The sequence below is a fragment of the Roseateles agri genome (genome assembly GCF_034043675.1).
GTDB lineage: Bacteria > Pseudomonadota > Gammaproteobacteria > Burkholderiales > Burkholderiaceae_C > KK5.
The window spans coordinates 9,351-30,026 of record NZ_JAXCLA010000003.1 but is presented as its reverse complement, the minus strand read 5'-3'; the positions used below and the strand labels follow the sequence as shown (position 1 = coordinate 30,026).

14 protein-coding genes are annotated in these 20,676 nt (G+C 69.3%); 12 read left to right on the top strand and 2 right to left on the bottom strand.

What is annotated here, in order from left to right:
- Positions 1-17 precede the first annotated feature (17 nt).
- The 9 genes from SNE35_RS08240 to SNE35_RS08200 all read left to right on the top strand — a co-directional run bounded on the left by SNE35_RS08240 (position 18) and on the right by SNE35_RS08200 (position 9,144).
- Positions 18-2,333 carry a catecholate siderophore receptor Fiu gene (locus tag SNE35_RS08240; RefSeq protein WP_320422414.1) on the top strand — a complete coding sequence of 772 codons (2,316 nt, stop codon included), beginning with the start codon at positions 18-20 and terminating at the stop codon, positions 2,331-2,333.
- A 3-nt stretch (positions 2,334-2,336) separates the two neighbouring features.
- A complete protein-coding gene (locus tag SNE35_RS08235) occupies positions 2,337-3,017 on the top strand; it encodes a Fe2+-dependent dioxygenase (RefSeq protein WP_320422413.1) in 681 nt (226 codons plus the stop codon).
- Positions 3,002-3,634 carry a PepSY-associated TM helix domain-containing protein gene (locus SNE35_RS08230; RefSeq protein WP_320422412.1) on the top strand — a complete coding sequence of 211 codons (633 nt, stop codon included), beginning with the start codon at positions 3,002-3,004 and terminating at the stop codon, positions 3,632-3,634. Before SNE35_RS08235 ends, SNE35_RS08230 begins: the two co-directional genes overlap by 16 nt.
- A gap of 1 nt (position 3,635) precedes the next feature.
- On the top strand, positions 3,636-4,163 hold the full coding sequence (locus tag SNE35_RS08225) for a DUF2271 domain-containing protein (protein ID WP_320422411.1): 528 nt from the start codon (positions 3,636-3,638) through the stop codon (positions 4,161-4,163).
- Positions 4,164-4,183: 20 nt separating this feature from the next.
- Positions 4,184-5,005, top strand: a complete 822-nt coding sequence (locus tag SNE35_RS08220; RefSeq protein ID WP_320422410.1) for a DUF4198 domain-containing protein — start codon at positions 4,184-4,186, stop codon at positions 5,003-5,005.
- Positions 5,005-5,985, top strand: a complete 981-nt coding sequence (locus SNE35_RS08215; protein WP_320422409.1) for an FAD:protein FMN transferase — start codon at positions 5,005-5,007, stop codon at positions 5,983-5,985. The genes SNE35_RS08220 and SNE35_RS08215 overlap by 1 nt, the downstream gene beginning before the upstream one ends.
- Positions 5,982-7,352, top strand: coding sequence for a sulfite reductase subunit alpha (locus tag SNE35_RS08210; RefSeq protein ID WP_320422408.1), 1,371 nt, complete (start codon positions 5,982-5,984; stop codon positions 7,350-7,352). Before SNE35_RS08215 ends, SNE35_RS08210 begins: the two co-directional genes overlap by 4 nt.
- A 206-nt stretch (positions 7,353-7,558) precedes the next feature.
- Positions 7,559-8,005, top strand: coding sequence for an SWIB/MDM2 domain-containing protein (locus SNE35_RS08205; protein ID WP_320422407.1), 447 nt, complete (start codon positions 7,559-7,561; stop codon positions 8,003-8,005).
- A gap of 314 nt (positions 8,006-8,319) precedes the next feature.
- Positions 8,320-9,144, top strand: a complete 825-nt coding sequence (locus SNE35_RS08200) for an MHFG family PEP-CTERM protein (RefSeq protein WP_320422406.1) — start codon at positions 8,320-8,322, stop codon at positions 9,142-9,144.
- On the opposite strand, the gene uvrA is transcribed toward SNE35_RS08200, so the two are convergent.
- Positions 9,141-12,056: an excinuclease ABC subunit UvrA gene (gene uvrA / locus SNE35_RS08195; protein WP_320422405.1), complete on the bottom strand. Its 2,916-nt coding sequence runs from the start codon at positions 12,054-12,056 to the stop codon at positions 9,141-9,143. The two genes, SNE35_RS08200 and uvrA, sit on opposite strands and share 4 nt — an antisense overlap.
- A 227-nt stretch (positions 12,057-12,283) precedes the next feature.
- Between uvrA and SNE35_RS08190 the strand changes: the two genes are divergently transcribed.
- The 3 genes from SNE35_RS08190 (at position 12,284) to SNE35_RS08180 (ending at position 16,988) form a co-directional block, all read left to right on the top strand.
- Positions 12,284-12,523, top strand: coding sequence for a hypothetical protein (locus tag SNE35_RS08190; protein WP_320422404.1), 240 nt, complete (start codon positions 12,284-12,286; stop codon positions 12,521-12,523).
- 183 nt (positions 12,524-12,706) lie between these two features.
- A complete protein-coding gene (locus tag SNE35_RS08185; protein WP_320422403.1) occupies positions 12,707-13,885 on the top strand; it encodes a hypothetical protein in 1,179 nt (392 codons plus the stop codon).
- 124 nt (positions 13,886-14,009) lie between these two features.
- Complete coding sequence (locus tag SNE35_RS08180; RefSeq protein ID WP_320422402.1) at positions 14,010-16,988, top strand: AAA family ATPase; 2,979 nt, start codon at positions 14,010-14,012, stop codon at positions 16,986-16,988.
- Here SNE35_RS08180 and SNE35_RS08175 read toward each other — a convergent pair.
- On the bottom strand, positions 16,985-20,521 hold the full coding sequence (locus tag SNE35_RS08175) for a Dyp-type peroxidase (RefSeq protein WP_320422401.1): 3,537 nt from the start codon (positions 20,519-20,521) through the stop codon (positions 16,985-16,987). The genes SNE35_RS08180 and SNE35_RS08175 overlap by 4 nt on opposite strands.
- Positions 20,522-20,676 lie beyond the last annotated feature (155 nt).

The window sequence follows — 20,676 nt, the reverse complement described above, 5'->3', positions numbered from 1 at the left end:
CCTCCTCGGAGACTTCCATGTCCTTCATCAAGAGCCGCAAGCATGCGGCTGCTGCCCCCGCTTTGGCCGCTCTGGCCGCATCCCTGGGCGCGCCACTGCTGGCCCATGCGGCCGACACGGCCAAGCCCACCGACGCGCTGCCGACCATCAAGGCCACGGCCGACGCCGACGTGCCCTACAAGAGCGACGTGTCGTCCAACACCAAGTACACGGCTCCGCTGCTCAACACGCCGCAGACGATTCAGGTCATTCCCGAGCAGGTGCTGCGCGAGCAGAACGCCACCAACCTGACCGAAGCACTGCGCAACACGCCGGGCGTCAGCACCTTCTTCCTCGGCGAGAACGGCAGCACTAACACCGGCGACGCGATCTACATGCGCGGCTACGACGCATCCAGCAGCATCTTCGTGGATGGCATTCGCGACATCGCCTCGGTCAGCCGCGATACCTTCAACCTCGGATCCGTCGAAGTCATCAAGGGCCCGGCCGGCACGGACGTCGGCCGCTCATCGCCGACCGGCTACATCAACCTGATCACCAAGAAGCCGACGCTGGAGAACGCACTGAGCGGCAACCTCGGCTTCGGCAGCGCTTCCTTCAAGCGCGGCACCGTGGACGTCAATCGCGTGCTGGACGTGGAGTCGGGCATTGCATTGCGCCTGAACGCCGTGGTGCAGGACAACGGCGTTGCTGGCCGCGACGAGATCAAGAACAAGCGCTGGGGCATCGCACCTTCGCTGGCCATCGGCCTGGGCACCGACACACGCATCTACCTCGATGCGGTGCACATCAAGCAGGACAACATCCCCGACGGCGGCGTGCCGACGATCGGCCTGCCCGGCTTCACCACGCCGGACACCACGCGCCCGTACATCAGCTCGGCACCGCGCGTCGATCCAAGCAACTTCTACGGCACCAGCAGCGACTTCGACAACGTCAAGTCCGACATGCTGACGGCCCGCATCGAGCACGACCTGAAGAACGGCTTCAAGCTCACGAACACGGCCCGCTACGGTCGCACGGCCGAGCAGTACATGCTGACATCCTGGACCGCGGCCACGGCCAACCTGAAGACGCCGAGCCAGACCGACTTCTCCACCTGGACCATCGCGCGCTCCAGCCCGACGAACAAGGATCAGATCAACACGATCATCGCCGACCAGCTGAACTTCAGCGGCGAAGTGAAGACCGGCGGCATCAAGCACAGCCTCAGCATCGGCGCCGAAATCAGCGACGAGAAGCAGCAGACCTGGGGCTACTACGGCTCGGCCGCCACCGTCTACAACGTCCCGGGCATCACCAACACGGGCAGCTGGACCGCAGCCAATCTGTACAACCCGGACCCCAATGCCACCGGCTACACGCGCCTGCGCAACGGCTCGGTGACCCAGGGCTCGACGACGACCGTCGGCGCCTACCTGTTCGACACCATCGAGATCACGCCGCAGTGGCTGCTGTCGGCCGGCCTGCGCGCTGACCACTACAGCACCGACTACTACGCCACCACGCTGGTCACCGCGACCACCGCTACCGCCATCGCCGGCACGTACACGCCCACGTCGCTGACGCTGAGCGACTGGCTCTACACCGGCAAGATCGGCCTGGTCTACAAGCCCGTGGAAAACGGCAGCATCTACGTCGACTACGCCACCGGCGCGCAGCCCCCGGGCGGCTCCAGCTTCGCGCTCGCCGCGGGCGGCAGCGGCAACAGTGCCAACCGGACCGACTTCGCACCGCAGAAGACGAAGACCTACGAAATCGGCACCAAGTGGGACCTGCTGGACAAGACGCTGACCGTCACCGGCGCGCTGTACCGCACGGACGTCCTCAACCAGGTCGTGCAGGATCCGACCAGCCTGCTGTACTACCAGACCGGCAAGCAGCGCGTGCAGGGCGTCGAGATCGGCCTTGTCGGCCAGATCACGAAGGCCTGGGGCGTCAGCCTCGGCCTGACGACGATGGACACGAAGATCGTCTCCGGCCCGGCCGTGACCAAGGACGGCAGCGCCGTGCTGGCCTACACGCCGAAGAACGCGTTCACCGCCTGGACGACCTATGACGTCGGCAGCGGCGTGACCTTGGGCCTGGGCGCACTGCACAATGGCGCGCTGCATCGCGGCACCGACAGCGCGATCGGCACCCCGGCACTGGTCGACGGCTACACGATCTACAACGCCATGGCCAGCTACAAGATCAACCGCAACATCACGATGCAGCTGAACGTCACGAACCTGTTCGACAAGGACTACATCGCGGCGATCAACAAGAGCGGCTACCGCTACACGCCGGGCTCGCCGCGCGCTGCCCAGCTGACCGCCTCGATGGACTACTGATCGATGCTGCTGCACATTCCAGCCGTGCTCGCCCCCGGGACGCTGCGTGAACTGCGCAGCCGGCTGGAGGCGGCCGACTGGAGCGACGGTCGCGCCACCGTGGGCCCGCAGGGCGCCCAGGTCAAGCGCAACCGCCAGCTGCGCGCCGACGATCCGGTGGCGATCGAGCTCGGCGCGCGCGTGCGCGATGCCGTGCTGCGCCACCCGCAGTTCTTCGCCGCCGCATTGCCCCTGCGCGTGCTGCCGCCGCTGTTCAACCGCTACGAAGGCGGCGGTGAATACGGCATGCACATTGACGGCGCGGTGATGCGGCAGCTCGGCTCCGAGCTGCCGCTGCGCAGCGATGTGTCCTCCACGCTATTCATCAGCGAGCCCGACGAGTACGACGGCGGCGAGCTGATCGTCGCCGACACCTACGGCGAGCATGAGGTGAAGCTGCCGGCCGGCGACATGGTCGTCTACGCCGCCAGCAGCCTGCATCGCGTGACCCCGGTCACTCGCGGCGCGCGGCTGGCGAGCTTCTTCTGGACGCAGAGCATGGTGCGCTCCGACGCGCAGCGCGGAATGCTGTTCGAACTCGACCAGACCATCCAGCGCCTGCGCGCCGCGCATGGCGACACGGCCGAGGTCACGGCGCTGACCGGCCACTATCACAACCTCTTGCGCATGTGGGCCGACACATGAGCCAAGCCTCCAAGGCCGGCTGGCTCAAGACGCTTCACACCTGGCACTGGATCTCGTCGGCGATCTGCCTGATCGGCATGCTGCTGTTCGCGCTGACCGGCATCACCCTGAACCACGCGAGCTGGATCGAGGTGAACCCGAAGATCGTGTCGAAGAAGGCTCAACTTTCCCCTGCGCAGCTCGCCGTTCTCAAACCGGCGGCCGACGAGAAAGATCACCACGCGCCGGTGCCGCCGGAAACGCGGGCGGCGCTCGCCCAGGCCTTCGGCACCAGCATCCGGGCCGACTCGGCCGAATGGTCTGCCGATGAGATCTACCTGCCGATGCCGCGCCCGGGCGGCGATTCCTGGGTGCGCGTCGATCGCGAGAGCGGCGCCGCCGAGTTCGAGGACACCGACCGCGGCTGGGTGGCCTATTTCAACGATCTGCACAAGGGACGCAACGCGGGCCTGGCCTGGAGTCTGTTCCTGGACGTGTTCGCCGTCGCCTGCCTGCTGTTTTCGATCACCGGCCTGCTGATCCTCAAGTTCCACGCGGCCCAGCGCGCCATGACCTGGCCCCTGGTGGGCCTCGGTTTCGTCCTGCCAGCCCTGCTGGCTCTGATCCTGATCCACTGACATGAACACCAAACTCCAACACCTCACCCTGACCGGTCTCGCCGCCCTGGGCGCCACCGCGGCCCAGGCCGCCGACGTGCAGCTGAAGATCGAACTGCCGCGCATCAACGTGGCTGAGTACCACAAGCCCTACGTCGCCATCTGGCTCGAGAAGGCCGGCGATACCAGCCAGGCCGCGGCCCAGCTGGCGCTCTGGTACGACACCAAGAAGCCCAACAACGGCGGTGCCAAATGGCTGCGCGACATGCGCAGCTGGTGGCGTGCCGGCGGCCGTGCGCTGTCGCTGCCGGCCGATGGCGTCAGTGGCGCCACGCGTGCGCCGGGCGAGCACGCGATCAGCCTGGGCGGGCATCCGGCGCTGGCCAATCTGCCGGCCGGCCAGTACGAGGTCGTCGTCGAGGTCGGCCGCGAGGCCGGTGGCCGCGAGGTGCGCCGCATTCCGCTGAACTGGCCCGTCAAGGCGGCCGGCGAGACCAAGGTTCAGGGCGACGACGAGATCGGTGCGCTGGTGCTCAGCGTCAAGCCCTGATGACGAAGGAGACAAAGAACATGCGCAAGATCCTGACCGCCCTTTCCGTCGCATCCGGCGTCCTGTCGGCCGTCGTGCCCCTCACGGCCCAGGCCCACATGCCCTGGCTGCTGCCCAACGCCACCGTCGCCACCGGCAACAAGGAAGTCGTCGTGACGGTGGATGCCGCCGTTTCCGAAGACCTGTTCATCTTCGAGCGCGCGCTCAAGCTCGAGACGCTGCGCGTCACCGGCCCCGGCGGCCTGAAGCTGGAGCCGCAGAACCGCTCCTCGGCGCGCAACCGCGAAAGCTTCGACCTCAACCTGCCGCAGGAAGGCAGCTACCGCATCAGCAACGTCAGCAGCGCCGTGATGGGCAGCTACAAGCTTGGCGGCGAGACCAAGCGCTTCCGCGCCACGCCCGAGACGCTGGACAAGGAGATCCCGGCCGGCGCCGAGCTCACCAGCTTCGTCGTGACGAGCAGCCGCCAGCAGACCTTCGTCAGCCGTGAGGCACCCGGCAAGATCGATTTCGCGCCGGAAGGCGAGGGCCTGGAACTGCTGCCGCTGGATGCCGTCACCGACCTGTCCAACGGCGACCACAGCCGCTTCCGCCTGCTGCTCGATGGCAAGCCGCTGGCCGACACGGCCGTCACCGTGCGCCGCGGCGGCAACCGCTACCGCTACAAGATGGGCGAGATCACGCTGAAGACCGATGCCCGCGGCGAGTTCACCGCCGACTGGACCGAGCCGGGCGCCTACTGGATCGGCGCCAACGCGGGCGAGCGCGGCATGGGCGGCACGCGTGAGAAGCCGATGCAGCGCGCGTCCGTCAGCGCCACCTTCGAGGTGCTGCCGCGCTGATGTCCTCGGCCGTCGCGCGGGTGCTGGTGCCGCTGGAGATTCGCGGCACCCCGCCGCCCTGGGACCAGTCCGTCCATGCGCTGCAGGGCGACACGATGGGCACGACCTGGTCGGTGCGCTTCGCCGCGCCGGCCGGCCTGCGCCTGGGCGCGATCGAGGCGGCCATCACGCGCGCGCTGGACGCCGTCATCGACGAGATGAGCCACTGGGAGCCGGATTCGCGGCTCTCGATCTTCAATCGCGCCGCGGCCGGCACGCGCCATGCGTTGCCGGCCGGCTTCGCGACCGTGATGCAGGCCGCGCTGCAGATCGCCGAGGCCTGCGGCGGCGCCTTCGATCCCTGCATGGGCGAGGTCGTGCGCCGCTGGGGCTTCGGGCCGCCCGGCGCGATCGATGAAGGCACGGTGCGCCGCGACTGGCGTGCGCTCGAACTTGACGGCCGCGGCCTGCTGCAGCCCGGTGGCCTGCGGCTCGATCTCTCCGCCATCGCCAAGGGCCATGCGGTCGATCGCGTCACCCAGGTGCTGGAAGACCTGGGCATTACCGATCACCTGGCCGAGGTCGGTGGCGAACTGCGCGGCACCGGCCTGAAGCCCGATGGCCAGCCCTGGTGGGTCGACATCGAGGCACCCGCCACCGACGCCGGCCTGGCGCCGCTACGCATCGCGCTGCATGGCCTGTCCATCGCCACCTCGGGCGACTACCGGCGCTACCGCATCGACGATGGCGGCCGGCGCCTGTCGCACAGCATCGATCCGCGCAGCGGCGCGCCCATCGCCCACGGCCTGGCCTCGGTCAGCGTCGTGCACGAGAGCGCGATGTGGGCCGATGGCTGGTCCACCGCACTGATGGTGCTGGGGCTCGACGAGGGTCTTGCACTGGCCCGCGCACGCGGCCTGGCCGCCCACTTCGTGCAGCGCACGGAGGGCGGCGGATTCGCCGAGCGATTCAGCCCGGCGATGGAGGCGCTGCTGTCGTGAGCCGCGAGGCGTGGGCGCTGCTGATCGTGCTGGCGTACGCGGCGCTGTGCGTCGCCGTCGGCCTGCGCGAACGCGGACGCCGTCGGCGCCTGCAAGCGGAGCTCGCCGCATTGCTGCCGGCCGCCGATGACGCGCCGGCCGTGCTCGTGCTGCATGCGAGCCAGACCGGCAGCGCCGAGGAGATCGCCCGTTCGACGGCGCGCGCCCTCCACCTGGCCGGCCTGCCCGTGCGCCTGATGGCGCTCAGCGAGGTACGCGAGGTCGACCTGCAGGCGGCCGGCCACGCGCTGTTCCTCGCCAGCACCTATGGCGAGGGCGATGCGCCGGACAGCGGCGCCGTCTTCGCGCGCGACCTGATGACGCGGGAGGACCTCGATCTGTCCGGACTGCAGTTCGGCCTGCTGGCGCTCGGCGACGCCACCTACGCGCAGTTCTGCGGCTTCGGTCGGCAGCTCGACGCCTGGCTGCACGCACGCGGCGCGCAGCCGATGTTCGATCGGATCGAGGTGGACCGCGACGATGCGCGCGCCCTCGAACGCTGGCGGCAGTCGCTGAGCCATCTGGCCGGCACCGTGGACGCCTCTGCGTTCGAGGCGGCGGCCTTCTCTCCGTGGCGCCTGCTGGAGCGCCGCCTGCTCAATCCCGGCAGCGAGGGCGGCGCGGTCTTCCATCTCGAACTCGTACCGGCCGACGGGACCGCGTTGCCCGACTGGGAAGCCGGAGATCTCGTGCAGCTGGGGCTGGGCGAGGTCCATGCCGGCGAGGCGCCGCGCGAATACACGATCGCTTCGCTGCCGAGTGACGGCCGCGTGCACTTGATGGTGCGTCAGTCGCACCGCGACGACGGCAGCCTCGGCCTGGCCTCGGGCCTGCTGACGGAAGGGCTGGCCGTCGGCGACAGCGTGCCGCTGCGCTTGCGCGAGCACCGCGGCTTCCGCATCGGTGCCAATGCTGGGCGGCCGCTGGTCCTGATCGGCAATGGCAGCGGCCTGGCCGGCCTGCGCGCGCATCTGAAGGCGCACGCGCTGCGGACCGGCGCACGCGCCTGGCTGCTGTACGGCGAGCGCCGCGCTGCGCACGACGCGCACTACGACGGCGAGATCACCGCCTGGCAGCACAGCGGCCTGCTCGAGCGCGTGGACCGCGTCTACTCGCGTGACGTCGTGACTCGGCGTTATGTGCAGCACGCGCTCGCTGCGTCGATCGAGGTCTTGATCGAGTGGCTCGACCGAGGCGCCGCGATCTACGTCTGCGGCAGCCTCCAGGGCATGGCCGCGGGCGTCGATTCGGTGCTGCGTGAGCGGCTCGGCGACGCGCGCGTCGATGCGCTGATTGCCGATGGACGGCTGCGTCGCGACGTCTATTGAGGCCCGCGCTGATGCAGAGGCGCGACAACCCAGGGTAAACACGACGATTGAAGGCCCATTCGCGCGGCTTCTCCTCTATGAAACGCTTCTCAGCGCTCAGGGCGCGCAGTACCATTGCCGCCGCAGGGTGCTAGAGAGAAAAGAAGGCTTATGCGGCCTTCACCCGGGCCCGGCACATCAACAACACTTTGATGGAGAGAATCGAAATGGCAACTGCGAAGAAGGCCGCCGCGCCCGCGAAGAAAGCGGCGCCGGCCAAGAAGGCTGCGGCTCCTGCAAAGAAGGCCGCAGCCCCTGCGAAGAAGGCAGCCGCTCCCGCGAAGAAGGCTGCTGCTCCGGCCAAGAAGGCGGCCCCGGCCAAGAAGGCTGCTCCGGCGAAGAAGGCTGCGGCCCCCGCCAAGAAGCGCACGCCGAACGCCGCCTTCATGAAGGCCATGACCCCCAGCGCCGCTCTGGCCGCGATCGTCGGCGCAGCACCGCTGCCGCGCACCGACGTGACCAAGAAGGTCTGGGAGTACATCAAGAAGAACAAGCTGCAGGACGAGCTGCAGAAGCGCGTCATCAATGCCGACGCCAAGCTGAAGGAAATCTTCGGCAAGGCCAAGGCTGACATGTTCGAGATGACCAAGCTGATCAACAGCCACCTGAAGTGATCGGTTTGTTGTCGGTGATTCGCCGATAGCCAAGAGCCCGGACATGGTCCGGGCTTTTTCTTTGCCTTAGCATTCGGGCCGCCCAAACCCCCGGGCGTGCGGGGCCGGGCAAGTCCCAGGTTGTGTATCCGTGACATCTGTCGCAGCGCGTCTCCCGCAGACAGGGGGGCCGGCTCTGCCGGGCACGAGAATCGGGCACCTACACTTTTTCCAACGCTTCGTTACCGTACCGCTGCTTGCGATCGGTAACGATATCAACCCCCGCAGGGCCGAGATCCACGTGATCGGCATCTGCCGAAGCACAGGAAACGCTCATGGCACTTCTCGCAGCACTCGCACTCGCCGCCTCCGGGGCGACGCTGCCCGCGTGCAGTTGGGATCATCCAGGGGTCAATCCTTTCATGGGCGACGTGGTCGCCGCCGTCGATCGCTACCAGGACATCCCGGCCGAGACGCGTGCCAAGCTGAAGGCTCGCATGGCCAAGCGCGACTACGACGAGATCGTCAGCATCAAGCGCGACGGCATCAACGGCAAGGGCCAGTACGGCGGTGACATCCGCGACATGTACTTCGGCAACGGCAGCATCTGCAAGACCGTCACCCGTACGAAGTGGACCGATTCGATGGAAGAGCGCGGCCTCGTCTACTGCGAGGACGGCCAGTGCATCCTGGTGCCCACCGTGTGCCGCAACGTCAGCCGCATCCGCCGCATCGCCGCGCCGCCGGCCATGATGGCCGCCGCAACCCCGCCCGCCTCGTCGACGAACGAGACGGCTCCGCCCGAAACCGAACTCGAGATGGATCCGACCGGGGCCGGCCCGGGCGGCGAATCGCCGACCAGCTTCGCAGCGATGCAGGCGCCGCCGAGCCTGGACAGCGGCCTGCCCTCGACGCCCGGCTCGCTGCTGCCCGGTGCCTCGCCCACGGGTGCGGGTCCGGTGGTGAGCACGCCCGCCGTGCCCATCCTGCCGCCGGGCTCGCCGACGACGATCACCCAGCCCACCGGTCCGAGCCTGCCCGGCAACCCGACGACGCCGGTCACCCCGACCGTGCCCGAGCCTGGCACCTGGTTGATGATGCTGGGCGGCGTGGCCGCACTGGCCTTCGTGACGTCGCGCCGCCGCCGCGTCACGAACTAAACAGCCGGCAGCAGGTCCTTCAGGTAGCGGCCCGTGTGGCTGCCCTCGAAGGCCGCGAGTTGCTCCGGCGTGCCTGCCAGCAAGAGCTGGCCCCCGCCTGAACCGCCCTCCGGGCCCATGTCGATCAGCCAGTCGGCTGTCTTGATGACGTCGAGGTTGTGCTCGATCACGACGATCGTGTTGCCCGCGTCGCGCAACTGGTGCAGCACCTTCAGCAGCAGCGCGATGTCGGCGAAGTGCAGGCCGGTCGTCGGCTCGTCGAGGATGTAGAGCGTGCGGCCCGTGTCGCGCTTGGACAGCTCCAGCGCCAGCTTGACCCGTTGCGCCTCGCCGCCGGACAGTGTCGTCGCGCTCTGGCCCAGCTTCACATAGCCCAGGCCCACGTCCAGCAGCGTCTGCAGCTTGCGCGACAACGTCGGCACCGCGCTGAAGAACGCCGCGGCCTCCTCGATCGTCATGCCCAGCACCTGGGTGATGTTGCGGCCCTTGTAGAGGACCTCCAGCGTCTCGCGGTTGTAGCGCTTGCCGTGGCAGACGTCGCAGGGCACGTAGACGTCGGGCAGGAAGTGCATCTCCACCTTCAGCACGCCATCGCCCTGGCAGGCCTCGCAGCGGCCGCCGGCCACGTTGAACGAGAAGCGGCCGGGGCCGTAGCCGCGTTCGCGCGCAGTCGGCATCTCGGCGAACAGCTCGCGGATCGGCGTGAACAGGCCCGTGTAGGTGGCCGGGTTGGAGCGCGGCGTGCGGCCGATCGGCGACTGGTCGACGTTGATGACCTTGTCGAAGGCGTCCAGGCCCTCGATCTCGTCGTGCGGCGCCGGGTCGGCGTGGCTCTGGTACAGCTTCTTCGCCACCGCCGCGTACAGCGTGTCGTTGACCAAGGTGCTCTTGCCGGAGCCCGACACGCCGGTCACGCAGGTCAGCACGCCGACCGGGATCTCGACGGTCACACCCTTCAGGTTGTTGCCGCGGGCATTGACGATCTTCAGGTGCGCGCCGTCGGGCGCCTGGTGCCGCTGCTGCGGCACTTCGATGCGCGCGGCGCCGCTCAGGTAGCGGCCGGTCAGCGACTCGGGGTTCGCGGCCACCTCGGCCGGCGTGCCCTGGGCGATCACGCGTCCGCCGTGGACGCCGGCGCCGGGCCCGAGGTCCAGCACATGGTCGGCGGCGCGGATCGCGTCCTCGTCGTGCTCGACGACCAGGACCGAATTGCCCAGGTCGCGCAGCCGCCTCAAGGTGGCGATCAGGCGGTCGTTGTCGCGCTGGTGCAGGCCGATCGAAGGCTCGTCCAGCACATACATCACGCCGGTCAGGCCCGAGCCGATCTGCGAGGCCAGGCGGATGCGCTGCGCCTCGCCGCCGGACAGCGTGTCCGCGCTGCGGTCCAGGCTCAGGTAGTTCAGGCCCACATCGTTCAGGAAGCGCAGCCGCGAGGTTATCTCGCGCACGACCTTGTCGCCGATCTCGGCCTTGGCACCCTTCAGGTGCAGTTGCTCGAAATAGGCCAGGCACTCGCGCAGCGTCGAGTGCTCCACTTCATAGATCGGCCGGCCTTTGAAGCCTTCGGGCGCATCGGCCGGTTGCAGCACGACGTTGCGCGCTTCGCGCCGTAGCCGCGCGCCCTCGCAACTGGGGCAGGGCTTGGCCGCCATGTAGCGGGCCAGGTCCTCGCGCACCGCCGTCGAGTCGGTTTCCTTGTAGCGTCGCTCCAGGTTCGGCAGGATGCCCTCGAACGGATGGGCGCGCTTGATCGAACGCTTCTTGCCGGTCGAGGTCTCGCCTTGATAAGTGAAGGTGATCTCGTCGCTGCCCGAACCGCGCAGCAGCACCTGGCGGGCGGCCTCCGGCAGTTCCTCGAAGGGCTGGTCGATGTCGAACTGGTAGTGCGCGGCCACCGCTTCCAGCATCGAGAAGGTGTAGGCGTTGCGCCGGTCCCAGCCCTTGACGGCACCGCTGGCCAGGCTCAGCGTCGGGAAGGCCACGACCCGATCGGGATCGAACACGGTGGTCTGGCCGAGGCCTTCGCAGGTCGGGCAGGCGCCCACCGGTGAGTTGAACGAGAACAGGCGCGGCTCCAGCTCCGGCAGCGAGTAGCTGCAGATCGGGCAGGCGAACTTGCTGGAGAAGATGGTCTCGGTGCCGGAATCCATGTTCAGCACCAGCGCGCGGCCGTCGGCCTGGCGCAGCGCCGCCTCGAAGCTTTCGGCCAGCCGCTGGCGCAAGGTCTCGGCCGTGTCGGCTCGCAGCTTGATGCGGTCGATCACCACGTCGATATCGTGCTTCTCGGACTTCTTCAGCGCCGGGAAATCCGGCGCCTCGACCGTCGCGCCATCGACCCGGAAGCGCACATAGCCCTGCGCCTGCAGGTCCTCGAACAACTCGGTGAACTCGCCCTTGCGGTCGCGCACGACCGGCGCCAGCAGCATCAGGCGGCTTTCGTCCGGCATGGCCAGCACGGCGTCCACCATCTGGCTGACGCTAGAGGCTTCCAGCGGCAGGTGGTGGTCCGGGCAGAAGGGCGTGCCGGCACGGGCGTAGAGCAGGCGCAGGTAGTCGTGGATCTCGGTGACGGTGCCGACGGTCGAGCGCGGGTTGTGGCTGGTCGCCTTCTGCTCGATCGAGATCGCCGGCGACAGGCCCTCGATCACGTCCACGTCCGGCTTGTCCATCAGCTGCAGGAATTGCCGCGCGTAGGCCGACAGGCTCTCGACATAACGCCGTTGTCCCTCGGCATACAGGGTGTCGAAGGCGAGGCTGGACTTGCCCGATCCGGACAGCCCGGTGATCACGACCAGCTGGTTGCGCGGCAGGTCGACGTCGATGTTCTTCAGGTTGTGCGTGCGCGCTCCGCGCACACGGATCATCGGGGCTTCGAACGCTGCGGCGGCGGACGGGGAATCGGCTTCTGACATGGACACGGGACTTTCAGGCAACCGGTCATCATAGGCCGGAGCGCCTTGCCCACGCTAGTCACGGTCCTTGCGCTGCTGGTGCGCATTACCGCCGATCTGCGCTGCCTGCAGTTCACGCCGCGTCGCCTGCGCTTCGTCGCAAGCGCCTGGGAATGCCCGGGACCGGCTCCGATACTGAGTTCATCGAAGCAGCAAACCGCTGAATCGCAACCCAAACGGAGCCGATCATGAACAAGCAAATCACCCTCGCCACCCTGCTGTCCACCGTCCTGCTGCTGGCCGCTGGTGCCGCCCAGGCTGCCCCGTCGGCCAAGGAGACCGGCGTCGTCACCCTGCCGCGCGTCGTGGTCAACGGCAAGGCCGTCAAGCAGCTGCCGACGGTGGTCGTCACCGGCTACAGCATCGAAGGCCAGATGCGCCGCCAGATGCTGGCCCAGGCCGCCACCAAGCCGGTGCGCCGCGGCTGATGCGGCCGGTCGCCTGACGAGCCGAACCCCGGACGCATAAGCATCCTGGATCACCCGTGTTTCCCGGGTTCGGCTCCGCCCCCGAGTCGCCGACAATAATGGTTGAAACAAAAGCCAACCATCGTCGGAGACCGCCGAGTGTCAGAAGAAATCCGCAAGCGAAGATCATGGCTTGACGGCTTCATGGCCTATCCCCTTCCCCCGGGTGTCAGCGAAGCCCAGCTGCGCGACAACATAGTCGTGCTGGACCAGTTCCTCTACAACCTCTGGAACCTGGGCGAGAACCTGGTTTTCGGCTGGACGCCGGTCGCCAAGGGCCTGTCCCTGCTGGTGGCGCCGCATCCGCTGTTGACCGAGTTCGTCGGCGGCGGTGGCGACGCCGAGGAAGGGCGCCGCCGCAACCGCCTGCTGGAAGAACTGCTGGGCACGCCGGATCACCTGCCGATGCCCGAGCTCGAGCGCATGGCCGTGGCGCTGGGCATCACGCCGCTGCAGATCGACCTGCCCTTCGAGCCGGAGCAGGGCCTGGGCCTGGACCTGATCGCCGCCATCGTCGCGCGCTACGGCATCCGCCTGGTCGAGGACCGCGCGGTGATCCTGTTCGACGCGGTCGGCTTCTCGCTGCTCTCGCCGCTGGAGCAGGTGGTGCAGCTCAACAGCCTGTCCTGCTCGGTCAACGCCGCCTACGCCAAGCTGCTGGACAGCGAGATCAACATCAACTTCGCTCGCACCACCACCGGCGACGGTTTCTACATCTGGAACCGGATGCGCGGCATCGAGGCCAATGTCGAGCTGTACCAGCTGATGCAGTTCATCCTGGCCGACAACGCGCTGGCGCGCGAGCGCGCGCTGCGGCCGGAGTCGGTGCCGCAGCTGCGCGCCTGCTTCCACGTCGGCTCGCACTACGAGTTCTATCAGAGCGAAGGCCTGAACCCGACCTCGTTCAGCTACTTGGTCGGTCAGGTGACGATCGAGCTGGCGCGGATGATCGAGCGCGCGCTGCCGGGGCAGATCCTGGTCGGCAAGTTCAACACGCTGATGCGCGGCGAGACCAGCAGCGACATCGTGCGCATCGACAGCGTGGACTTCGTCGAGCGCACCCGCCAGCCGCTGAAGGCGCTGAACGGGCTGGTGCTGGCCGGTGCCGCCATCGACGAGATCGCCTGCTACCTCACAGGGAAGGCCGAAGGCGGGAGCCGCGAGTTCGGCATCAGCGAATTCGAGATCGCCGACAAGCATGGCCGCCCGCACCGCGTCTACAACGCCAAGATCAATATCCATCGCCGTGAGGGCGAACCGATCTTCCTGGGCCTGCGCGAGGAAGACCTGCCCGCCTTCAGCGCCCGCCTGATCACGGCCTGACCCCGTCTCCGCGATCCATCTGCGATCCGTCCTCGGACGGATGCATCTCTGCGCCACCAAACGCACAATCTGCAGAAATCAAGCGTTAATATTCACACCACATTTCGAGGCAGTAGAGCAGTACATGACCGACGTGTCCGAACAGGCACCGGCGTACGCAGGGTTGGGGCAGCGACGCAATCTGGCAATCCTGTTTGCCGATCTCTCGGAGTCGACGCGGCTCGCCGAGTCGGTCGAGGCCGAGCATTACGCGTTGATGCTGGCCGAGTTGCGCGCGCTGTATCACCAGGTGGTCCCCAAGCACGGCGGCCAGGTGATCCGCATCCAGGGCGACGGCATGCTGGCCATCTTCGGCCACCCCGAGGCACGCGAGGATGACGGCCGCCGGGCCGTCGAATCGGCGCTGGAGCTGCACGAGGCCGTGCGCCGGATGCGCCCGCCCGCAGGCTGGATGCAATCGCTGAACCTCCATTCCGGCATCCATGCCGGGCTGGTGCTGATGCATGAGGGCGACGAGGTGCGCGGCCGCTTCGAGCTGCTGGGCAACGCGCCGAACATCGCTGCGCGCCTGTCCGATGCGGCGCGGGCCGGCGAGATCCTCGTCAGCGAGGAGACGCTGGGCCTGCACGGCCATTTCTTCAGCATGAGCGAGCGCCAGAGCCTGCAGCTGCGCGGCCGGGCAGCGCCGCTCGCGGCCTTCGCCGTGACCGGGCGCGCGGCGATCGGCCGGCGCTTCGAGGCCAGCGTGCAGCGCGGCCTGACCCCCTTTATCGGCCGCGAACGCGAACTCGCCCGGCTTGACGCCGCACTCGACGAGGCGCTGGCAGCCCGCCCGCACTGGCTCAGCCTGCGCGCCGGCGCCGGCGTCGGCAAGACGCGGCTGACCGAGGAATTCCTGCGCCGCGCCGCCGGCCGCCAGTGCCAGGTGCACCGCGGCTATTGCGAGGCCTACCTCAGCGCCGAGCCGCTGCAGCCCTTCCTGCAGATGCTGGCCGCGCTGACCGACATGCCCGAGGTGCGCCAAGCCAGCGAGCTGCCGCCGAAGGCACGGCTGCAGGCGCTGCTGGAGGTGCTGGCCGCGCAGGCGCTGAAGGTGCCTCAGCTGCTGTTCATCGACGACCTGCAATGGGCCGACGACGCCACCCTGCAGCTGCTGCACCGCCTGATGGCCCTGGCCCAGCAGCGGGCCTTGCCGCTGATGCTGCTGACCGCCACGCGTCCGCGCGCGCCCGGCGACGTGATCCCGGTGGCGAGCGACAGCGAAGCCGCCGTGCTGGAGCTGCATCCGTTCAGCGACGAGGAGGCGACCCAGGCCGTGCAGCAGCTGCTGCCGCGCACCGATCCCTTCGTTGCCGTCGAGGTCCAGCGGCACGCGGGCGGCAACGCGCTGTTCATCGAGGAGCTGTGCCACGCGCTGGCCAACGAGGCCAGCGGCAGCGCCGCCACGCCGCGCCGCTCGAACGAGACCCAGCAGCCGGGCAATGCCTGGCTCAGCGCGCTGGTCGAATCGCGCATGTCGCGGCTCGATGCGGAGCACAAGGCCGTGCTGCGCGCCGCCGCCGTCATCGGCAACGTGATCCCCGCCTGGCTCTTGCAGCGCCTCACCGGCCGCGGCGCGGACGACCCGGCCGTTCTGGCGCTGGCCGAGCAGGACTTCGTCTTCCCCGACCAGCGCGCCGGCCACCTGCGCTTCAAGCACGGCATCACGCGCGACATCGTCTACGAGGCGATCGGCCTGCACGAGCGCCAGCAGATGCACCGCCGCATCGCCGCCGAGCTACGGGCCAACGAGGCCCAGGTCGCCGCGCACGAGCTGCTGGCCTACCACGACGGTGCCGCCGGCGACTGGGCCAACGCCTTCGAGCACGCCCAGCAGGCCGGCGACCAAGCGCTGGCCGTGCCCTCGCTGGACCGGGCCAAGAAGCAGTACCGCGCGGCCCTGGCCGCGTTGGAGCACCTGGCCGGCGACGACCACTACCGGCTGCGCTGGATCAGCGTGGCCTACCGCTTCGGCATGGCCTGCGTGTTCGACGCTTCGCGTGCCGACCTGCGCGTGCTGCAGCACGCCGCCGAGCTGGCGCGCGGCAGCGAGGACGCGGCGCTGATCGCCCGCGCCGAATACTGGCTCGGCTACGTCAGCTACGCACTTGGCGAGGCGCGCGACGGGCTGCCCCATTGCGAGCGCGGCCTGGCCGCGGCCGAGCGCATCGCCGACGCCGGCCTGGTCGCGCAACTGCGCGGCACCTTGGGCCAGCTGCGCGCCGCCGCGGCCGACTACGCGCCGGCGCTGACCCTGCTGGACGAGGCCATCCTCGTGCAGCGCGAGCAGGCGCGCCGGCCGGGCCGGCTGGCCGTGGGCCTGGCCTACTCGCTGGCCTGTCGCGCGCAGGTGCTCGGCGACCAGGGCCGCTTCGCCGATGCGCAGGTGGAATTCGACGAGGCCATGTCGCTGATCCGCGGCAGCAACCACGCGGTGGAAGCCTCGGTGCAGGGCTGGCGCGCCGCCGTCTACCTGTGGCAAGGCCGCTGGACCGAGGCACAGGCCGCCGCAGCCGAGGCCCACCGCATCGGCGGCCTGGTGCGCAGCCTGTTCACCTTCTCGATGGGCCACGCCGCCGGTGCCTACGGCGCCTGGATGGCGCAGCTGGACCCGGAAGCACTGCTGAAACTGCAGGACGCCACCACCTGGCTCGCGCCGCGCGGCGGTGGCCTGTTCAGCTCGCTGAACCACGGCTGGCTGGCCGAGGTGCTGGAGGCCCACGAGCGCCCGATGGCGGCGCGCCGCCACGTCGCGCAGGCGCTGCGCCGCGGCCGCCGGCACGACGACTGGTTCGGCGTCGCCATGGCTTGCCGTGCCGCCGCCCGATTGGCGCTGCCGCACGAAGCCTCGATCTCCGCCCGCTACCTGGCCCTGGCCCGCGCGGCCGCGCAGCGCCGCGGCGCCGGGCACGACCTGGCCCTTACCGATCTCTGCGAGGCCGAGATCGCCATCGCCCGTGGCCAGGCCGCCACGCGCTGGCTCGATGCCGCCGAGGGCCGCTTCGAGCAGCTCGACATGGCCTGGCACCTGGCGAAGGCGCGCGAGCTGCGCGCGAAAGCCTAGGCTCCTTCGCCGGGCAGTACGGGCAGGGTCAGCACCGTCGGTATCGGCGAGGCGCGCAAGGTGCCCGCCTCCAGCACCGCGGCGACCACGCCCATCATCACGCCCATCGCCATCGCGTAGCCCGGGCAGGCGTGCAGCGGCGCGGGCTTGACGGCGTCGTTGCGGTCGCCGCCGAAGGGCACGAAATGGCTGCAGCCGGCCTGCGCCGCCGCCGAGGCGATGCCGACGACCAGCAGGTCGTTCTCCATCACGCTCACCTCGCCGAGCTTGTGCGGCACGCCCTTGGCATAACGCCAGATCTGAGCGGGCACCGGCGAGCGCATCATCATCTTCAAGAGTGGCGCGCGCAGGGTCTGCGTGGCGCGCGCGTAGGCCGCGGGTGCGGCATCCTGTGCCGCATCGGCACTGGTCTTCGGATCCGGGCTGGGCGTCCAGCTCGGCCACTGTAGCTGCAGGTCCCACAGCGCCTTGCTCGCGGCCCAGCCGCCCAGCGCGGTCAGCAGATTGCCATGCACGGTCGGCGGGAAGCCGAGCATGATGCCGGCCAGCGTGCGTTCCTCGATCGTCGCGTCGCCCTGCGCCTTCAGCGGCGCCACGGCCTCCAGCGTGCGGCGCACGATGTCCAACTGGCCCAGGTCCGGGACCGTGGCCAGCCAGTCCTTGACGGACTTCTGCAGCGCGACGCCGGCCGCCCGGCCGCTGCGGTCCACCGTCGGCGACGGATGCGGGCCGAACACGTGGCGCGATACGGCGACGAAATCGCGCGGGCAGCGCGGCGCCTGCGCTTCGCTGGCCGGATGGAACTCGGTGCCCCACATGTGCAGGCCGTCGGGCAGGCCGAACCAGTCGGTGCACAGCGCGGCCAGCACCCGCAGCGAGAGCTGCTCCAGGTCCAGCGTGGCCTCGGCCAGCTGCAGCTTCGCCGCAGTCGCGCGCAGCGGCGCCAGGAAAGCCTTGGCATGGATGTAGGCGCGCTCGAAGGCCTCCTGCTCGCCGATCGCCTCGATCGCCGCGTTCACCAGCGGCGCCTGTTCGGTGTGGCCGGTGTCGGCGTCGAGGCCCAGGTAGCCCAGGCCGACCGAATCCAGCATCCGCTCACCGTAGCCGCGCACCGAGTAGCGGTCCGGCGCGTTGCGCAGCACCTGCATTACCAGCTTCGCGTCGCCCACCAGCACGCCGTAGGCGGTTCGCAGCGCGCCGCCCGGCTGGGCGCGCACATGGGCCCAGGCGAGGTCACGGGTGGCCGTGTCCTCCAGCGCGAGCTGCCAGCCGGCGAAATCGTCGACGGGCGGCGCCTTGAAGCGCGGGGCGGGGGTGGGCTGCGGTGCCAGCAGCGTGGCGATGTTCTTCAGCGCCGCGGGCGAGGGCACGAAGTAGTAGGCGCCCCATTGCAGCTCGACGAAGGGCTGGTCGCCCAGGTCGATCGTGACGGCCCGGCCGTCGATCTCCACGCGATAGAGCCGCGGCTTGCCCGGCTCGGCCACGCCCATCAGCGCGTCCGGCTGGCCGCTGTAGCCACCACTGCCGTTGCCGCCGGCGAGCCAGCGCTGGATCGTCTCGAACTGCTCGGCGATGTTGGCGTTGTAGGCGATGAAATACAGCCCCTTCTCGGCCGGCTCGGTTGCATGCGGGTCGAAGGCCGCGCCGTAGGACATGCCGCGGCGCAGCAGGCGCGGCGTCGTCGGCGCCTGGGCGCTGCCGTCGGGCAGGCGGTCGCGCGGGTTGGCGCGGCGGATGTGGGCGTGGAAGGGGCAGCGGCTGCCATCAGCATCGCCGCGGTAGTCGAAGTCGTTGCCACGTGACTCGCCCGGGTGCGCGGACGGCACGCCGCCCAAGCTGCGGCCCATCAGCTTCTCCAGCAGCAGCGGCTTCGGCAGCCCCAGCACTGCGGCCTGGGAGTCGAGCTGCACGTTGAGCCGGTCCACATGCTGGCGCAGCTTGCGCACGACCATGAAGGTGCCGTTGTCCAGCAGCGCGTCGGCCTGCTCGGGCACCGCATGCCGGTCGCGGCTGGTCGGGTAGCCGAGCAGCAGTTCGCCGCGCGGTACGCGGTCGGACCAGGTGTCGCCGGGTCTCGCATCGACGCCGGGTTGGCTGATGCCGTCGACGAAGCCGAAGTGTTCGCGCACCACCGGCCCGCCGCGGCCCTCGTGGCTGGGCAGCGCATTGCGCCGCATCGCCTCCACGGACAGCACGGTGAGCCCACTGTCCGCGCCGAGGATCGCCGCGATCACCTCCGGCAGCGGCTGCGCGTCCGGGTCGGCCTGGCGCAGCTGCAGCAGCAGGTGGACGCTGGCCATGTCGATCGGCCCCGCGTCGCCCGCGGGCCAGTTGCGCCGTGGCGTCTTCCAGTACTTGGGGTGGTTGTGGCGCAGGTCGCCCAAGGTGCCGGCGCGCTGCTCCATGCCCTCGCGGAAGGGCTGCGGGAAGCGCGCCAGCACGGCATCGCCGGCGCCCAGCGCGACGAGGCCCGACAGGCTCAGCGCGATGTTGCGGTAGTAACCATCCGGTTCATGACGGTGATGCTGCCCGTCGTGCTCGGTGCTGGGCCGGAAGGCGGCGAGCCAGTCGCGCGCCTTGGCGGCGTCCTCCACATGCAGCAGCACCAGCGCGCCGCTGCTGAGGTTCGTGTAGCCGGTCAGCATGCCGCCCTGGATCTCGGCCGGGCGGTAGGCCAGCTCGCGCGGGCGGATGTCCGGCAGCGGTGGCACCGTCTCCAGCCAGCCGAGCTGCGCGTAGTACTGATCGCGGAACGGCGAGCCCTCGGGGAACAGCGCGCGGGTGTCCAGCGCGAGCAGCTCGAAGAAGATGTCGCGGGTGGCGCGCAGCAGGCAGGCGCCGTCGGGCGCATCGTCACCGAAGTAGCGCGCCAGCAGGTACAGCGCCGAGAGGCCCGGCAGGCCGCGGATCGCCATCGCCAGACGCTGGTCGGCGGGCTGCGGCAGCGCGGCACTGAAGCCGGGCGGATCGGTGTGCAAGCGCGTTGCCGCCACGCCATCCTGGCCGCTGCGTTCCAGCAGTTCCTGCCGCGCCAGGTATTCGTGGTCGCTGACCGAGCGGCCCGACTCGATGAACAGGAAGCCCGGCGGAATCTCGTTGTCGCGCACCCACTGGGCGTAGCGCTCGAACGAGGTCGTCACCGACAGCGTGTAGCTGCTGCAGTGGCACAGGATGATGTCCAGCAGGCTGCCCAGGTCGCGCCAGATCACGCGCATATAGGGCTCCCAGCCGCCGTCGAAGCAGACGTTCAGCAGCAGCTTGTGCGGCTCGCCGCTGCCCGGCGCCGGGTCCACGATGGCCCAGCGGAACGAATGGACGATGCGGTAGCGGCTGACGACATCGGTGTACGGCGAGGCCGGCAGCGTCGATTCGCGCGCGGCCAGGCGCAGGCCGTTCAAGGTCTTCAGCACGGTGCGCAGCCGGGCCACGTAGGTGATGGTCTCGAAGGCCTCGACGAAGCCGGGCCGGATCGGCGTCAGCAGCGTCAGGTCGGTGATGCCTTGTAGCTGGGTATCCAGTCGGTTCGATGACATGGTGGTTCCTCTCCCTTTTTGTATGTCGTATCCCCGCCCGGGAGTGGAGCGCCATGCCGCTGCTCCGGCAAGCGGACTTGCACCGATTCGCTAACCCCGAAACTCAGCGGATATCCCCAAAACCACCATTGCCGGTCCGCGACGCTCTAGGGAGA